Annotated in this window: 18 protein-coding genes, 1 tRNA gene and 2 pseudogenes; 12 read left to right on the forward strand and 9 right to left on the reverse strand. The window is 56.6% G+C overall.

What is annotated here, in order from left to right; translation table 11 throughout:
- Positions 1-22 precede the first annotated feature (22 nt).
- Both ACR6A7_RS12520 and ACR6A7_RS12525 read right to left on the reverse strand, forming a co-directional pair.
- Positions 23-1,060, reverse strand: a complete 1,038-nt coding sequence (locus tag ACR6A7_RS12520) for a phage portal protein (protein ID WP_434125153.1) — start codon at positions 1,058-1,060, stop codon at positions 23-25.
- Positions 1,060-1,569, reverse strand: a pseudogene (locus tag ACR6A7_RS12525) (phage terminase large subunit family protein); the annotation flags it as partial. The gene ACR6A7_RS12520 and the pseudogene ACR6A7_RS12525, both read right to left, overlap by 1 nt.
- Between ACR6A7_RS12525 and lysB the strand changes: the two are divergent.
- The 4 genes from lysB to ACR6A7_RS12545 are packed head-to-tail and all read left to right on the forward strand — an operon-like array spanning position 1,451 to position 2,857.
- Positions 1,451-1,888, forward strand: coding sequence for an Rz-like lysis system protein LysB (gene lysB / locus ACR6A7_RS12530; RefSeq protein WP_434125301.1), 438 nt, complete (start codon positions 1,451-1,453; stop codon positions 1,886-1,888). The pseudogene ACR6A7_RS12525 and the gene lysB overlap by 119 nt on opposite strands.
- The gene (gene lysC / locus ACR6A7_RS12535) at positions 1,782-2,021 is read left to right on the forward strand and encodes an Rz1-like lysis system protein LysC (RefSeq protein WP_233215846.1); all 240 of its coding nucleotides are present in this window, start codon (positions 1,782-1,784) and stop codon (positions 2,019-2,021) included. Before lysB ends, lysC begins: the two co-directional genes overlap by 107 nt.
- On the forward strand, positions 1,984-2,415 hold the full coding sequence (locus ACR6A7_RS12540) for a phage tail protein (RefSeq protein WP_434125154.1): 432 nt from the start codon (positions 1,984-1,986) through the stop codon (positions 2,413-2,415). The genes lysC and ACR6A7_RS12540 overlap by 38 nt, the downstream gene beginning before the upstream one ends.
- Positions 2,408-2,857, forward strand: coding sequence for a phage virion morphogenesis protein (locus tag ACR6A7_RS12545; RefSeq protein ID WP_434125155.1), 450 nt, complete (start codon positions 2,408-2,410; stop codon positions 2,855-2,857). The genes ACR6A7_RS12540 and ACR6A7_RS12545 overlap by 8 nt, the downstream gene beginning before the upstream one ends.
- Before the next feature lie 76 nt (positions 2,858-2,933).
- On the opposite strand, the gene ACR6A7_RS12550 is transcribed toward ACR6A7_RS12545, so the two are convergent.
- Positions 2,934-3,716, reverse strand: coding sequence for a hypothetical protein (locus tag ACR6A7_RS12550; protein WP_434125156.1), 783 nt, complete (start codon positions 3,714-3,716; stop codon positions 2,934-2,936).
- A 93-nt stretch (positions 3,717-3,809) separates the two neighbouring features.
- On the opposite strand from ACR6A7_RS12550, the gene ACR6A7_RS12555 reads away from it, so the two are divergent.
- The 3 genes and pseudogenes from ACR6A7_RS12555 to ACR6A7_RS12565 form a co-directional block, all read left to right on the forward strand.
- Entirely contained in the window at positions 3,810-4,388 is a 579-nt protein-coding gene (locus ACR6A7_RS12555) for a phage baseplate assembly protein V (protein ID WP_434125157.1), read from the forward strand.
- Positions 4,385-4,741, forward strand: coding sequence for a GPW/gp25 family protein (locus ACR6A7_RS12560; RefSeq protein ID WP_434125158.1), 357 nt, complete (start codon positions 4,385-4,387; stop codon positions 4,739-4,741). Before ACR6A7_RS12555 ends, ACR6A7_RS12560 begins: the two co-directional genes overlap by 4 nt.
- Positions 4,728-4,922 (forward strand): annotated as a pseudogene (locus ACR6A7_RS12565) (baseplate assembly protein); the annotation flags it as partial. The gene ACR6A7_RS12560 and the pseudogene ACR6A7_RS12565, both read left to right, overlap by 14 nt.
- Before the next feature lie 104 nt (positions 4,923-5,026).
- Here the strand turns inward: ACR6A7_RS12565 and ACR6A7_RS12570 are convergent.
- Together ACR6A7_RS12570 and ACR6A7_RS12575 are read right to left on the reverse strand one after the other, a co-directional pair.
- Positions 5,027-5,102 (reverse strand) — tRNA-Ile (locus ACR6A7_RS12570).
- A gap of 229 nt (positions 5,103-5,331) precedes the next feature.
- Positions 5,332-6,126: an SDR family NAD(P)-dependent oxidoreductase gene (locus tag ACR6A7_RS12575; RefSeq protein WP_434125159.1), complete on the reverse strand. Its 795-nt coding sequence runs from the start codon at positions 6,124-6,126 to the stop codon at positions 5,332-5,334.
- Positions 6,127-6,258: 132 nt separating this feature from the next.
- Here ACR6A7_RS12575 and ACR6A7_RS12580 point away from each other — a divergent pair, with 132 nt between their 5' ends.
- Both ACR6A7_RS12580 and mug read left to right on the forward strand, forming a co-directional pair.
- Complete coding sequence (locus ACR6A7_RS12580; protein ID WP_434125161.1) at positions 6,259-6,849, forward strand: TetR/AcrR family transcriptional regulator; 591 nt, start codon at positions 6,259-6,261, stop codon at positions 6,847-6,849.
- Positions 6,846-7,364 (forward strand): G/U mismatch-specific DNA glycosylase, encoded by a 519-nt coding sequence (gene mug / locus ACR6A7_RS12585; protein WP_434125163.1) that lies wholly within the window; start codon positions 6,846-6,848, stop codon positions 7,362-7,364. The genes ACR6A7_RS12580 and mug overlap by 4 nt, the downstream gene beginning before the upstream one ends.
- Positions 7,365-7,427: 63 nt before the next feature.
- Here the strand turns inward: mug and rpoD are convergent, their stop codons facing one another.
- The 3 genes from rpoD to rpsU form a co-directional block, all read right to left on the reverse strand.
- The gene (gene rpoD / locus ACR6A7_RS12590; protein WP_434125165.1) at positions 7,428-9,272 is read right to left on the reverse strand and encodes an RNA polymerase sigma factor RpoD; all 1,845 of its coding nucleotides are present in this window, start codon (positions 9,270-9,272) and stop codon (positions 7,428-7,430) included.
- A 597-nt stretch (positions 9,273-9,869) separates the two neighbouring features.
- A complete protein-coding gene (gene dnaG, locus ACR6A7_RS12595) occupies positions 9,870-11,615 on the reverse strand; it encodes a DNA primase (protein ID WP_434125167.1) in 1,746 nt (581 codons plus the stop codon).
- A gap of 118 nt (positions 11,616-11,733) precedes the next feature.
- Positions 11,734-11,949: a 30S ribosomal protein S21 gene (gene rpsU / locus ACR6A7_RS12600; protein WP_001144069.1), complete on the reverse strand. Its 216-nt coding sequence runs from the start codon at positions 11,947-11,949 to the stop codon at positions 11,734-11,736.
- Between the two features lie 281 nt (positions 11,950-12,230).
- Between rpsU and tsaD the strand changes: the two genes are divergently transcribed.
- A complete protein-coding gene (gene tsaD, locus ACR6A7_RS12605) occupies positions 12,231-13,253 on the forward strand; it encodes a tRNA (adenosine(37)-N6)-threonylcarbamoyltransferase complex transferase subunit TsaD (RefSeq protein WP_434125169.1) in 1,023 nt (340 codons plus the stop codon).
- 183 nt (positions 13,254-13,436) lie between these two features.
- On the opposite strand, the gene plsY is transcribed toward tsaD, so the two are convergent.
- Complete coding sequence (plsY, locus tag ACR6A7_RS12610) at positions 13,437-14,051, reverse strand: glycerol-3-phosphate 1-O-acyltransferase PlsY (RefSeq protein ID WP_434125171.1); 615 nt, start codon at positions 14,049-14,051, stop codon at positions 13,437-13,439.
- 108 nt (positions 14,052-14,159) lie between these two features.
- Here plsY and folB point away from each other — a divergent pair, with 108 nt between their 5' ends.
- Both folB and bacA read left to right on the forward strand, forming a co-directional pair.
- Entirely contained in the window at positions 14,160-14,519 is a 360-nt protein-coding gene (gene folB, locus ACR6A7_RS12615) for a bifunctional dihydroneopterin aldolase/7,8-dihydroneopterin epimerase (RefSeq protein WP_434125173.1), read from the forward strand.
- Between the two features lie 194 nt (positions 14,520-14,713).
- Positions 14,714-15,532 carry an undecaprenyl-diphosphate phosphatase gene (bacA, locus tag ACR6A7_RS12620; RefSeq protein WP_434125175.1) on the forward strand — a complete coding sequence of 273 codons (819 nt, stop codon included), beginning with the start codon at positions 14,714-14,716 and terminating at the stop codon, positions 15,530-15,532.
- Positions 15,533-15,536: the final 4 nt, after the last annotated feature.

Genomic DNA, 15,536 nt, shown 5'->3' on the forward strand with positions numbered 1-15,536 from the left:
AAAAATTCCATTATTCCGTTAATTATGTGTTATTAAGGTTATAGGGCCTGAATTTTATTACTTCCTCCTCCAACCATTTGTTTATTTCTTCCAAGCGTTTCTGGATGGGAAGTAATTCATTACATACAAATACCCGGCTGGCCTTCTCAACATCCCCAAATCCCCCAACATTATTCGGCATAATCCCCATCATCTGCGGTGGCACGCGGTGTGCGGCCATCATGTCGTCACGGCTGACGTTCTTGATGTTAAGAAACTCATCCTTAGCCGCCACCTCTGACAGCGGGATGATCTGGATCCCATCCTTCTTGCCGTTTGGTGAGTACATGAACAGGTTGCGGAAGTTGCCCGGTCCTTTCGCGCTTTTCATCGCCTTGCGGATATTGTCCACGTCTTCCTGATTCTGCGCCGCGTCGGTCATGTACATAATAAAACCGGCGTGACTCCCGTTGAGGTAATACTTGCGGCGAAACAGCGTGGCCGACTCGTTCAGCAGCGTGGACGGAATGGCGGACAGGTATTCCGGCAGGCCGTAAATCTCCTGATTGAGATCAGGCTCCATCAGGTGGAAGACGCTGCCTGCTGCAAACTGATAGGGCTGGGTGTTCAGACCATACTGCGCAAACCAGTAGGTATCCAAATCAGTACCGCGACGGGTGAATTTTGCCAGCGCCGGCTCAAGCGACAGCACGCCGCCGAGGCGGTTGGTGCGTTTTTCCAGATAGGCGTTGCCGAACACCAGATAGTCCTGCATAAAACGGCTGAACGCGTGCTGACTCAGCAGCGGATGGGGAATAAAGGTGCTGGTCAGGATGTTGCGCTTCACGTTGATCGGCGAGCTGTGATGCACGGCGGCGCGAAACGTGCGCGCCAGCCCGTCAAAGCTCACCGGCGCTTCATACCAGCGATCGGTAACCACACATTCCACGTAATCCAGCAGCTCGCGGCGGTCCAGCACCGGCACCGGGTCGCCGAAGGTGAACGCCTCCGCCGTGGTGCCGCCGGCCATGTTGCTCTGCTGCACGGGCTGCGTGCGCGTGCGATTCCTGCGTTTGCTCATTAAAAAATCTCCACAATATTGCTGCTGTTGGCGGATTCGCCCTGTAGGGGTTCGTTTGCCAGCGCGTGCATGGTTGCCCAGGCTAAATCCGCGTGGCTTGCTTCCTCACTACGGCTGGCTTCGTAAGTAGGGCGGTTGCCGCTGGCCGTGGTGGCGCGGCGGATTGCCATGAATGACTGTGCGATGTCGAGGTGTCCGGCGTCGAATTCCAGACGCCCGCCGCTGATGATGTCGAACGCCTTCAGCACCAGGGCGTTTTTAACGTTCGGGTTATAGACAAATTCCTTAACCGCCGGGAAAAACATCTTCACGTTCTCGTATACGCCGAGGCCTACGCCGGTGGAGTCGATTCCGATATAAGTCACATTGTACTGCTGCGTCAGCTTTCTGATGGACTCAGCCTGCGCGCGGAAGTCCATACCGCGCCACTGGTGGCGCTCGAGGATGCGGAACTTGCCGCCCGCCACGGCAGGCGGCGCGATAACCACGCACCCGGCGCTGTCGCGGTTTGCGGACCAAGGCAAAAAGCTGTCACAAAAGAACGGCCATCTGATCGCCCTGAACATATTGACGCAGACGAACAGCCAGGCGCAGACGCAGCTTTATACCGCTGCCGAGCAAAACGGCAGGCTGCTGCGCGACCGGCAACGCACCATTGAGGAGCTCAACCGTGAAAATGAAGACCTGCGCCGCTGGGCTGATTCCCCTCTGCCTGATCCTGTTGTCCGGCTGCGCCAGCGACCGGCCCTCGCCGGAGGTGAATCTTACCGTGAGTGGCTGTCCCAAAATCACCCGCTGCCAGCTGGACCCGGCCGCGCCGCGAAGTAACGGCGATCTGAATGCCCTGCTGGATGAAACCGAGGCCGCCTGGGCGGCGTGCGCGGACAAGGTCGATACCATTATCAGCTGCCAGGAAAAAGACGATGAACAAGCCGCAGTCCTTGCGAAGCGCCCTGAATAAAGCCGTGCCCTACGTGGCAGACAATCCCGACCGGCTGCACTTGTTCGTGGATAACGGTGTGCTGGTTGCCACGTCCGCCGCGTCGATCTCATGGGAATACCGCTACACCCTGAACGTGGTGATTACCGACTTTACCGGCGACCAAAACCTGCTGATGGCCCCGGTAATGTTCTGGCTGCGGGAGAATCAGCCGGACGCCCTGCAGAACCCCGGCGAGCGGGAAAAGCTCTTTACCTTTGAGGCCGACATCCTCGGCAATGACCGTTGCGACATCAGCATGGACCTGAAACTGACCGAGCGGGTGCTGGCGCGGGAGGTGGACGGGAAAATGACCATTGAGGCCGTGCCGGAGCCGGCCGTGCCGGAGGAGTTCTGGACGGCGCGCCATGGCTGAACTGCATGAGGTTGACGCCTGGCTGGATGCGCTGCTGGCGCAGCTTGAACCGTCGGCCAGAAAAAGGATGCTGCGCGAGGTCGCGCGCGACGTGCGCCGCATCCAGCAGGCGAACATCACGGCGCAGCGCGCCCCGGACGGCACCGCATGGGAACCCCGCCGCGCCAAGGCCCGCACGAAGCCGGGCCGGATACGGCGCAAGATGTTTGCTAAGCTCAAAACCACAAAGTACCTGAAGGCGCAGGCAGACGCTGAGCAGGCGGAGGTTGCGTTTACACCCGCTGTTCAGCGACTGGCCCGTGTTCATCACTATGGACTGCGCGACCGGATAAACCGGCGCGGTGCTATGGTCAAGTATGAGGCTCGAAAGCTCCTTGGTATTAATGATGATGATGTATTTAATTTAGTGAAAGAAATTATTTTGCAGAAAATAATTGGATAGACCCTATAAAAAAGGCTTGCCACACGTCATTGTCAATGGGCAAACCTCAACTATCTCACATTTATTTTAAACGAACTTATTCATAGGTTATCATGAGTGGGTTAATGGTAAGCTTTGAGTCACTATATGAAACATCAAAACATTTCATTGCTGCTTTTCTCCACTCTACCATTTGCTCTCTTATTTTTATTGGCTTACGATAAAGCTTATCTCTTTCTTCTATCAGTTCTTTTTGTCTTTCTCGGATTTTCAGCAGGCCTTCAGATGAGATTTCCCGATAGATATTATGGATCTTTTCTTTAAGTCTTAAATAATTCTCAAACTCCCCATCAATTACAAACACTGAATTGTAAAGCCTGCTGCTGTCGCGCGGCTCGTAATTCAATGAATATATTACCTCTTCTACATATTGATAAGAAACTTCTACTTTATTGTCTAGAGCAAGCTCAAGTTGTTTTAAAGGTTCTCCATTTAGATTGCTAAATGTCGGCCCCTTACTTAAAACCTTAAGAATATCCTTTATGGATTCTAAAAAGCAGGCAAATAACGACATTGCTTGAGTATCATTTTCTTCGAGTATTTTAGTTACTTTTCTTATTTCTTCATAATTCATATTCAATCTTAACTTGCAATCCGCAATGCTTAGATCCAAGTTCTTGGTAATATCTTTAAAGAATACTAACTTATCAAAGAAAACTTTCTCGGGTGCCCCTTCTAGATAAAATGCCCTGGGGATGCTGACGGTTGTTTTCAAGCTTTCAATTCGGGCTGAATTTATTTCATTATCAAGAAAAACCTTCAAATCATCAATTGAGAGGGTTTCCACTGCTTGTATGAAGCTTTCAAATCTAAGATCCATATATTTTCCCTGCTTTTAGTTAATTGCATTGTGTCAGTCTTTACACAAAGGCCTAAAGTTTATTTTCGGAAGTTAAAACGAGATCTTTAATAAATGAACGAAAAACTTACCGAAATCATGCGCCTTATCACCAACCTGATCCGCACCGGCACCGTGTCCGAGGTGGACCCGGTCAACTGGCTGTGCCGGGTGAAAACGGGCGGCATCGAAACCAACTGGATTAACTGGCTCACCACGCGCGCCGGCAGCACCCGCACATGGTGGAGACCCACCGTTGGCGAGCAGGTTGTGCTGCTGAGCCTGGGCGGCAACCTCGAAACCGCGTTTGCGCTGCCCGCCGTCTATTCCGACGCCTTCCCGCCGCCGGACTATTCAGAAAACGGCGCGACAACCGTGTTTCAGGACGGCGGCTGGTTTCAGTACGAGCCGGAAACCGGCCATCTGCTGATAAAGAACATCAAAAGCGTGCGCATAGAGGCGGCCGACGGGATTCAGCTCATCACTGAGCAGTTTGGCGTGGACGCTGGCCAGACCCGGATCAACAGCGAAACCGTGATGAAAGGTGCGGTGACGCAGGGTGGTGGCGGCATGAGTTCAAACGGCGTCGTGGTGCATACCCATCAGCACGGCGGCGTGACGTCCGGCAGCGATATGTCAGGAGGTCCGCAATGATGTATCTCGGCATGAACCGCGACACAGGCGAGGCGATCACCGACATCGACCATATCCGGCAGAGCGTGCGCGACATTCTTATGACGCCGGAAGGCAGCCGGCTGCAGCGCCGGGAATACGGCTCGCTGCTGTCGGTGCTGATTGACCAGCCACAAAACGACGTGATCCGCCTGCAGGTGATGGCTGCGGTGTATACCGCGCTCAGCCGCTGGGAGCCGCGCATCAGGCTGAACACCGTAAACATTACCAGCGCCTTTGACGGCTCAATGGTGGTTGAACTGACCGGCCAGCGGGATGACGGCTCGTCGGTTGCCATGTCTGTTTTAACGGGGGTGAACAGTGGCAGTAATTGACCTTTCCCAGCTGCCCGCGCCTGAAGTGATTGAGGTGCCGGACTTTGAAACCCTGCTGGCCGAGCGCAAAGAGGCGCTGATCGCGCTCTACCCAACGGAGGAGCAGGCGGCGGTGCGCCGCGTGCTGGCGCTGGAGTCCGATCCGATGGTGAAGACGCTGCAGGAAAGTACCTACCGGGAAAGGTAAGAAAAAATCTGTTGCTATTTTGCTGCCAATGGCAACGTGACCAACAAAAAAGCCACCCTGAAAGGTGGCTCTAATCTGCTGATAAAACAGCTTAAATTTGGTGGCCCCTGCTGGGTTTGAACCAGCGACCAAGCGATTATGAGTCGCCTGCTCTAACCACTGAGCTAAGGGGCCAGCGGAGCGGGGATTATAATGTATCTGTTTAGAGCGATCCAGCACTCACGCGCCGGATGCTGAAAAAACGTCCATCACTTGAGTACTTGATTAAACTAAACATTTCCAGAACACGCGGTCAGATTTTACCTGTTACGTACAGAAAAGGCGGCCAGGCAAACATGCTCCGATCCGCCTTTAACCTGACTCATGCCCACATTCCCAACTGAAAATGTTAAGCACCAATCTCTCAATCGCGATAGCGAGACGCCGACTGGCTCAGCGAAAGATAGGGCAGCATCGCGCCGCGCGCCCGGTCATACTCCTGCCACAGCGCGATCTCCTCCAGCGCCGGGATAGTCACCGCTTCGCCCGCCTCCAGTCCCGCCAGCGCGGCATCCACCATCTCTTCCACTTCCATAATCATGCTGGCTGGCACCCCATCGATCGACGTGCCGGAGCGGTCAAAGATCTCCGTACGCGTCACACCTGGCAGCACAGCCTGCACCTGGACGCCGCTGTTCGTCAGCTCGCGCTGCATTGAGCGGGTCAGCGTCAGCACAAAAGATTTGCTGCCGTTATAAGCGCCGTTGAACATCTCATGCGTCAGCGAGAGCACCGAGGCGACATTGATAATCACGCCGCGTCCGCGTGCGCGAAACGCATTGGCCGCCGCATGCGCCAGGCGGGTAGGGGCGATGATGTTGAGCGCCAGCATGGTCTGAATACGATCGATATCGGCGTCGATAAACTCGCCGTCCACGCTCATACCGGCGTTATTCGCCAGCAGCGTAATCGCCGTGTTGAATCGCAGCTCCTGCTCGACGCGCTGCAAATCAGCTGTATCGGTCAGATCGGCGCGCAGGATACGCGCCTCAATCTGATGCTGCTGTTGCAGCGTCTGCGCCAGCGTCTCCAGCCGGGACTGGTCGCGCGCCACCAGAATCAGATCGTAGCCGCGCGCCGCGAGGCGCTGAGCGTAGGTGGCGCCGATACCGCTGGATGCGCCAGTGATTAAAGCAAAGCCTTGCGATGATGCTGACATAATAAACCCCTGTTGTATGATGGTTGTCATATTTGTAGTTAATATGACGATCGTCATATGCATCGTCAAGCTGGAATATGATGGTCGTAATAATTACTATGAACAGCAGAAACTATCAGCGGGAAACGAGCGATGGATAAACATAGCCATAAGGCGCGCACGCGGCAGCGCATTCTGAATGAGGCGGCACGGGTGATGCGCGAATGCGGCACGGAAAGCATTGGCGTGGCGGCGCTGATGAAGCGCGTCGGGCTGACGCATGGCGGCTTCTATGCGCACTTCGACTCGCGCGAGGCGCTGGTGCAGGCGGTTATCGCCGAAATGTTCACCGACTCGACGCAGCGTATGGCGCCGCTGTGGCAGGGCGCCGATCCCGCCACGCAGCTGAACGCGCTGATCGACTACTACCTGTCAGAGTCGCATCGCGACTGTCGCGCCGAGGGCTGCCCGATGCCCGCGCTGGTCAGCGAGGTTGGCCATCTGCCGGAAGAGGCGAAAGCGATCTTTACCCAGGGCGTGACGTCGATGCTGCGGCGGTTAGGCGAGCTGCTTGCCGAGCTGGGGCAGCGCGACGCCGAGGCGCTCGCCAGCAGCCTGCTGGCTGAAATGGTCGGCGCGCTGGCGCTGGCGCGCGCCTGCCCGGATAAAACGCTCTCTGCAACCCTGCTGGCGCGCAGCCGTCAGGCGCTGAAGCGCCGCACCGGGCTGGAGCAGGCGGCATGAGCGAGCACAACATCAGCGATATCATCGCGCCCGGTCTGGAAGTGCTGTTCTGCGGCATTAATCCTGGCCACTCCACGGCGCACACCGGCTATCACTTCGCCCATCCCGGCAACCGCTTCTGGAAGGTGCTCTGGCTGGCTGGCTTTACCCGCGAGCAGCTCCGGCCCGAAGAGGAGCAGCGGCTGCTGGAGACCGGCTGCGGCATCACCATGCTGGTTGAGCGTCCCACCGTGCAGGCGAACCAGCTGGCCGCTGAAGAGCTGCGCGACGGCGGCGCGCGCCTGACCGACAAGGTGCTCAACTACCAGCCGCGCGTGCTGGCGATCCTCGGCAAGGACGCCTTCAAGCGCGCTTTTAATCAGCGCAAGGTGGAGTGGGGCTTGCAGGGCATTTTTATGGGTAAAACCCAGGTCTGGGTGCTGCCTAATCCCAGCGGGCTGAATCGCGCCTCGCTCGATGAGATCGTCGCGGCATACCGGCAGCTCTATGATGCGCTGCAGCAGGGCGTGAAATAGCCGGCAGCGAAAAAAGGGCAATAAAAAACCCCGGCGAGCCGGGGTTTTTTTAACGCGAGCGGATTAGTCGTCCAGGAAGCTACGCAGCACTTCCGAACGGCTCGGGTGGCGCAGCTTACGCAGCGCTTTCGCCTCAATCTGACGAATACGCTCACGCGTAACGTCAAACTGTTTGCCCACCTCTTCCAGCGTATGGTCGGTGTTCATATCGATGCCGAAACGCATGCGCAGCACTTTGGCTTCGCGCGCGGTCAGGCCCGCCAGCACGTCATGGGTAGCTGAACGCAGGCTCTCGGAGGTCGCAGAGTCGAGCGGCAGCTCCAGCGTGGTGTCTTCGATAAAGTCGCCCAGATGCGAATCTTCGTCGTCGCCAATCGGCGTCTCCATGGAGATAGGCTCTTTGGCGATTTTCAGCACCTTGCGGATCTTGTCTTCCGGCATCAGCATGCGCTCGGCCAGCTCTTCTGGCGTCGGCTCGCGGCCCATCTCCTGCAGCATCTGGCGCGAGATACGGTTGAGCTTGTTGATGGTCTCAATCATATGCACCGGAATACGGATGGTACGCGCCTGGTCGGCGATAGAGCGGGTGATCGCCTGACGGATCCACCAGGTTGCATAGGTCGAGAACTTGTAACCACGACGGTATTCAAATTTATCAACCGCTTTCATCAGGCCGATGTTGCCTTCCTGAATCAGATCGAGGAACTGCAGACCGCGGTTGGTATATTTTTTCGCAATTGAAATCACCAGACGCAGGTTCGCTTCCACCATCTCTTTCTTCGCACGACGCGCTTTCGCTTCGCCGATAGACATGCGACGGTTGATATCTTTGACCTGCTCGATGGTCAGGCCGGTCTCTTCTTCGATCTGATGCAGTTTCTGCAGGCAGCGCATCACATCTTCTTCCACTTCCTTCAGCTTCTCTGACCAGGGTTTATTCATGGCCAGCGCGGCTTTGAACCAGCTCTCGCTGGTTTCGTTGCCGGTAAACAGCGTGATGAAGTTTTTCTTCGGCATTTTGCACAGTTCAACGCACAGCTTCATGATGATGCGCTCTTGCGTACGCACGCGCTCCATCATTTCGCGCATGTTGTTCACCAGGTAGTCGAATTGCTTCGGCACCAGGCGGAACTGCTTAAAGACGTCAGAAAGGTTCTGAATCTCCGTTACTGCATCAGCATGGCTGCGACCTTTGCTCTTGATAACAAGGCGGGTCGTTTCATACTGCGTGCGCAGCTCGACGAACTTCTCGCGCGCCAGTTCCGGATCGATAGAGTTATCGTCGTCGGAGCTGTCGTCTTCGCTCTCTTCGTCTTCATCTTCGTCGTCGTCGCGGTCTTCCTGAGACAGCTCAGAGCCGACGTGGGTGGCGGTAGGCGCCAGATCTTCTTCAGCGTTTGGATCCACAAAGCCGGTGATCAGGTCGGAGAGGCGAGATTCGCCCGCTTCAACTTTGTCGTACTGCTCCAGCAGATAGGTAATGGCTTCCGGGTATTCCGCAACGGAACACTGAACCTGGTTGATACCGTCTTCGATACGCTTGGCGATGTCGATTTCGCCTTCGCGCGTCAGCAGCTCAACGGTACCCATCTCGCGCATATACATGCGCACCGGGTCGGTGGTGCGGCCAATTTCAGATTCTACGCTGGATAACACCTGAGCGGCGGCTTCCGCGGCATCTTCGTCAGTATCGGTGCTGTTTTCATTCAGCATCAGATCGTCGGCGTCAGGGGCTTCTTCCACCACCTGAATGCCCATATCGTTAATCATCTGGATGATGTCTTCGATCTGATCGGAGTCGACGATATCTTCCGGCAGATGGTCATTGACCTCAGCATAGGTCAGATAGCCTTGCTCCTTACCACGGGTGACAAGCAGCTTAAGCTGTGACTGCGGGTTTTGCTCCATAAGACGGTATCCACACTTCTGTTAATTAGATTGGTGTCGGTCGGCAGCGAGCCAACTATAACAGTGAAGGCGTTGTATTATTGCCGCTGCCTTCGTCGCGGCCAGGGCTTTTGCCCCTTATATATCGGCACTTAAGCCGCTTTGTATTCTGTTCGAGGCTACCTTACTTGCCAGTTTCCGTTCTGGCAGTGCTCGCACTCCTCACGTACTTCAGTACGCTCCGGGTGCTGCGCGCTGGCAGAACGAAAACTGGCTGCGACGGCTACGCCTCTGTTACTGTGCGTTCTGGCCTGTCTGACTTCACCGCCGACGGCCCTGCTACCTTGCGCTCTGAACGGTAGGCTTTCTCGCCTTGCCCGCTAAGAGTCTGTTCTGGACTATCTGACTTTCTCGCCTGGGCCCTGCCAGCGCGCTCTGAACTGGGCCGGCTTCTTTACCCAGTCGTACTAACAGCGCGCGCGGCGTAATGCCAAATTCGTCACGTCTCCGGCCTGGCTTATCGCGTCGCTTAGCCTCGGCTTGCGGCGCATTGCCCCAGAAACGAATGGGCCAGAGATGCGCTTTTCGCTACGCGCAACATTCTGACCCAGTGACATTCTACTTTTTCGCCAGCGCCTGGCTTAATGTCCAGAATTCACGGCGCTCTTCCGCGCTTAAACCCTGGGTGCGATCGCGAGCGATCAGCTCTTCAAGACGTTGTTCAAGCGCGGCGTCGTAAATGCTCGCCAGCGAGTCGTGAAACACCGCTTCAACTTCCTCATCCACTATCATGTGGTTCCACGTGGCTAAGGTTTCAAGCGTCTGGCTAAAATTTGTGCCGCGATATAACTCTAGTAGCTGTCCGGTCGTCAATCCAGGATTCTCAGTGCAGCGACTCACTAATTCAGTAAACAGCTGCAGGCCCGCCATCTTTACCTGCGACAACCCTTCAAGCGTCGGCACCAGGGTTGCAAGATGCGGGTTTTGCACCAGCAGCGCCACCAGCACGCGCATCGTGGTGCGCTTTAGCGGCGGCGCTGTCGGCGCGGCGCCGCTGGGTGCCAGCTTGGGCATCAGCTTCTCTAACTGGTTATCGTCAAGAATCCCGAGTTTATTACCCAGTTCCTGACGCATATAGATGCGCAGCGTCTCGCCGGGGATCTGGCTAATCAGCGGCAGGGCCAGCGTGCTCAGGCGCGCTTTACCGTCGCGCGTGCTCAGATCGACCTGCGGCAGCAGCGAGTCGAACAGGAAAGAGGAGAGCGGCATCGCCTGCTCCATACGCGCTTCAAACGCCTCTTTACCCTCTTTACGCACCAGCGTGTCCGGATCTTCGCCGTCCGGCAAAAACATAAAGCGTAGCTGACGTCCGTCATTCATGTAAGGCAATGCGGTTTCCAGCGCGCGCCAGGCGGCTTCCCGACCCGCGCGGTCGCCGTCGTAACAGCAGATCACGGTATCGGTGCTGCGGAACAGCAGCTGGATATGCTCCGCCGTTGTGGAGGTGCCCAGCGACGCCACGGCATAATCAATGCCGAACTGCGCCAGCGCCACCACGTCCATATAGCCTTCCACCACTAGCAGGCGTGCAGGCTGCGGATGATGCTTTTGCGCTTCATACAGGCCGTAAAGCTGACGGCCCTTATGGAAAATCGGGGTTTCCGGCGAGTTCAGGTACTTGGGCGTATCGTTGCCCAGCACGCGGCCGCCGAAACCAATTACGCGTCCGCGCTTGTCGCGGATCGGAAACATGACGCGCTCGCGAAAGCGGTCATAGGTGCGGCCCTTATCGTTGGAGACCAGCATGCCGGCTTCCATCAGGGACTCGCGATCCTCTTTATTGCCGCCGAAGCGCTTTAAAACGTTATCCCAGCCCGGCGGCGCGAAGCCGATAGCGAAATGCTCAATCACCTCGGCGCTTAAGCCGCGGTTGCTGAGATAGTCGCGCGCCGCGCGCGCATTAGACTGCGTCAGGCTCTGCTGATAAAACCCGTTAAGGCTCTCCATCAGCTGGTAGAGGCTCTGGCGCTGATGACGCTCCATCTGGCTCGGGCCGCTGCCCGCTTCGTAGGGCACTTCCAGACCATGCTGCGTTGCCAGCTCTTCGATGCTCTCGACAAATTCCAGCCGATCGTAATTCATCAAAAAGTCGATGGCGTTGCCGTGCGCGCCGCAGCCGAAACAGTGATAAAACTGCTTCTCGCCGTTTACGGTGAAAGAGGGGGTTTTCTCATTGTGGAAGGGACAACACGCGTGGAAGTTCTTGCCCTGCTTTTTCAGCTTAACGCGGGCATCGATAAGATCCACGATATCCGTGCGGGCAAGCAGATCATTGATAAAAACGCGCGGGATTCTTCCAGCCATAAGCCCCAGTTTTTCAGCTCATAAACGGCAACAAGCCGCGCTTCCCTTCGGAAAGCACGGCCTCTTACTTGACTCTGTCTGCGTTTAACACGCGGTGGAGGCGAACCTCCGGAAGAACTTAGTACAGACGAGTGCGGCGTGCGTTTTCGCGAGCCAGTTTCTTGGCGTGACGCTTAACTGCAGACGCTTTAGCGCGCTTACGTTCTGTGGTCGGTTTTTCATAGAACTCACGACGACGAACTTCAGCCAGAACGCCTGCTTTCTCGCAGGAACGCTTGAAGCGACGCAGTGCTACGTCGAATGGCTCGTTTTCACGTACTTTAATTACCGGCATGTAACTCTCACCTCGATAAAATTCGGTTTTTGCTGCTGACTGCGGCGCCAGCACATTTCAAAATGGTGCAGCATTTTACTCCAACGCGAGTTGGTTTGTAAAGCACCATGGACAATTAAGAACCAACAGGAGCGTTTGCCGATGCGGCTGCCGGTTTATTTCAAGGGTGCGGAGTATAGCGCACTCTTTGCGCGCCACGAAATCACTTTTTGCAGCGAAAGCGTCGACGAACGCGGGCGTGGCTATGCTACACTGCGCGCCGCAAGTAAGGGGTAAGCGCTATGCGAATTCTGGGTATTGAAACATCCTGCGATGAAACCGGCATCGCAATCTATGATGACGAAGCGGGCCTGCTCGCCAATCAGCTTTACAGCCAGGTGAAACTGCACGCCGATTATGGTGGCGTGGTGCCGGAACTGGCGTCGCGCGATCATGTGCGCAAAACCGTGCCGCTGATACAGGCGGCGCTGAAACAGGCGAACCTGCAGCCGCAGCAGATCGACGCCGTCGCCTATACGGCGGGGCCTGGGCTGGTCGGCGCGCTGCTGGTCGGGGCCACTATCGGCCGCTCGCTCGCCTTCGCGTGGAAGGTGCCTGCGGTGCCGGTACACCATATGGAAGGGCATCTGCTGGCGCCGATGCTGGAAGAGAATCCGCCGCAGTTCCCGTTTGTGGCGCTGCTGGTATCGGGCGGCCATACCCAGCTGATTAGCGTCACCGGCATCGGCGAATATGCGCTGCTGGGCGAGTCTATCGACGACGCCGCAGGGGAAGCCTTCGACAAAACCGCCAAGCTGTTAGGGCTCGACTATCCCGGCGGCCCGATGCTGTCGAAAATGGCGCAGCAGGGCGTGGCGGGACGTTTTACCTTCCCGCGTCCGATGACCGATCGCCCCGGACTCGACTTTAGCTTTTCCGGCCTGAAGACCTTTGCCGCCAATACCATTCGCGAGAATGCGGACGACGCGCAAACGCGCGCCGATATCGCCCGCGCCTTCGAGGATGCGGTGGTCGATACCCTGATGATCAAGTGCAAGCGCGCGCTGGAGCAAACCGGCTTTAAGCGGCTGGCGATCGCGGGCGGCGTCAGCGCCAACCGCACGCTGCGTGAGCGGATGGCGCAGATGATGCAGGCACGCGGCGGAGAAGTCTTCTATGCCCGTCCTGAGTTCTGCACCGACAACGGCGCGATGATCGCCTATGCGGGCATGGTGCGTCTGAAGGGCGGCACGCGCGGCGGGCTGGGCGTCAGCGTACGCCCTCGCTGGCCGCTGGCGGAACTGCCGGCTATTGAAAGCCATTAAGATAACGGCGCTATTTTTCTTACCGACGGCAGCTAAACTTCGCAAGCGGGTGAGACGGACCGAGGAGCAAAGCGTTCCGCGACAGGGATGTCGCGGGCCGAGCTGGCAGGATGCCGCTTTTTGCGTCTTTGCGATCGGGCCGTCTCACCTGCGTCGGCTCCCGACCGTAAAACAGAACAGTCTTTATTTCTTCTCTTCGTCGCGCGCTTTCTTGCGCTTCCAGATTTTACTCTCCTGCCCGCGCCACAGCCGCTGAATATTGTCGTGATGACGCAGCAAAATCAGGCATGACAGCATCGATACCGGAAAGGTGAACTGCGGCTTAAACCACCAGACGTAGAAAGGCGCAATCAGCGCGCTGACGATGGCGCCCAGCGATGAATAGCCGCTCAGCAGCACCGTCAGCAGCCAGGTGCCGGTCATCAGCCCGGTTAAGTCCCAGCCGATCGGCGCGATGGCGCCCAGCGCGGTGGCGACGCCTTTACCGCCGCGAAAGCGAAAAAAGACCGGATAGATATGGCCGAGACAGGCTGCGATTGCGGTAAGGCCAAGGTAAAGCGGCGCGAGATGCAGCAGATAGGCCAGCCAGACTGGCACCATGCCTTTGAGAATATCGAAAACCAAAACGCAGGCCGCAGCGGCTTTGCCGCCGATGCGCAACACATTGGTCGCGCCAGGATTGCCTGAACCCTGAGTACGCGGATCGGGCAGTCCGGCGATTTTGCAGACCAGAATGGCGCTCGAAATCGAACCGCAAAGATAGGCGAAAAAAATCATACCAGGCGCGATAGCACTCATATTACCGTACCGTTTCCTTTAGGGTCGTTTTGTCTTCATGAACCGTGGATAATACGCATTATATGCCGGAAGTGGTATCCGGCTTAGCCAAAAACAGAGAGTGTCATCATGGATATCGTTTTTATCGAACAACTCACGGTGTACACCACCATTGGCGTTTACGACTGGGAACAGGGCATTCAGCAGAAGCTGGTGCTCGATGTCGAAATGGCGTGGGACAACCGGCTGGCGGCGCGCAGCGACGATGTAAACGACTGTCTGAGCTATGCCGACGTTTCTGAGGCGATCCTCACGCACCTGAGCGGCACGCGCTTCGCGCTGGTGGAGCGGGTAGCGGAAGAAATCGCGGACCTGCTGATGACCCGTTTCAGCACGCCTGGCGTGCGCATTAAAGTCGCCAAACCGGGCGCGGTGGCGCAGGCCAGCCAGGTGGGTGTGCGCATCGAGCGCGGGACTATTCCTAAATGAATACGTTGTGATTGCCATCACAATGAAACCAAACCAAATTATTGTCTGTCATAACGGTCGCCGTTGCGTTGTGAAGCGCACAGGTCGCCGCAAGCCTTAAGGTTTCCCTCAGGCAGGCGATGGTAAAATTTCAGGCGGAAGCAGACGCGCGACCGCCTTTTTAATGGGTTTGAAACGGATATAAGGAAAATGTGATGGCAGATATTCATCAGCTTTGGGTGGCTGCAATCCTGGGCATCGTGGAGGGGCTGACGGAGTTTTTGCCGGTCTCCTCCACGGGGCACATGATTATTGTCGGCCACCTGCTGGGGTTCGAAGGCGATAAAGCCGAAACTTTTGAAGTGGTCATTCAGCTCGGATCGATCCTCGCCGTCGTGGTGATGTTCTGGCGTCGTCTGTTTGGTTTGATCGGCATTCACTTCGGTGAAGTGAAGCATGAAGGGGTAGGACGCGGCCATCTGACGCTGATCCATATCCTGCTGGGCATGATCCCCGCGGTGGTCATCGGGCTGCTGCTGCATGACCAGATTAAAACGCTGTTTAATCCCATTAACGTTATGTACGCGCTGGTGGTCGGCGGCGTGCTGCTGCTGGCTGCGGAATACCTGAAGCCGAAACAGCCGAAAGCGGTAGGCATTGACGACATCACCTATCGGCAGGCCTTTATGATCGGCTGCTTCCAGTGTCTCGCGCTCTGGCCGGGCTTCTCTCGCTCCGGCGCCACCATTTCCGGCGGCATGCTGATGGGCGTCAGCCGCTACGCGGCGTCGGAGTTCTCGTTTATCCTCGCCGTGCCGATGATGATGGGCGCCACCGTCCTCGATCTCTATAAAAGCATCGGCTTCCTGACGATGAACGATTTCCCGATGTTTGCCGTCGGCTTCGTCACCGCCTTCGTCGTGGCGCTGATTGCGATCAAGGCCTTCCTGGAGCTGATTAAACGTATCTCGTTTGTCTCTTTCGCCATCTACCGCTTTATTGTGGCGGCAGCGGTCTACGCCATCTTTATGTAACGCC

Origin of the sequence: Pantoea phyllosphaerae (assembly GCF_051025595.1) — a bacterium.
Lineage (GTDB): Bacteria > Pseudomonadota > Gammaproteobacteria > Enterobacterales > Enterobacteriaceae > Pantoea.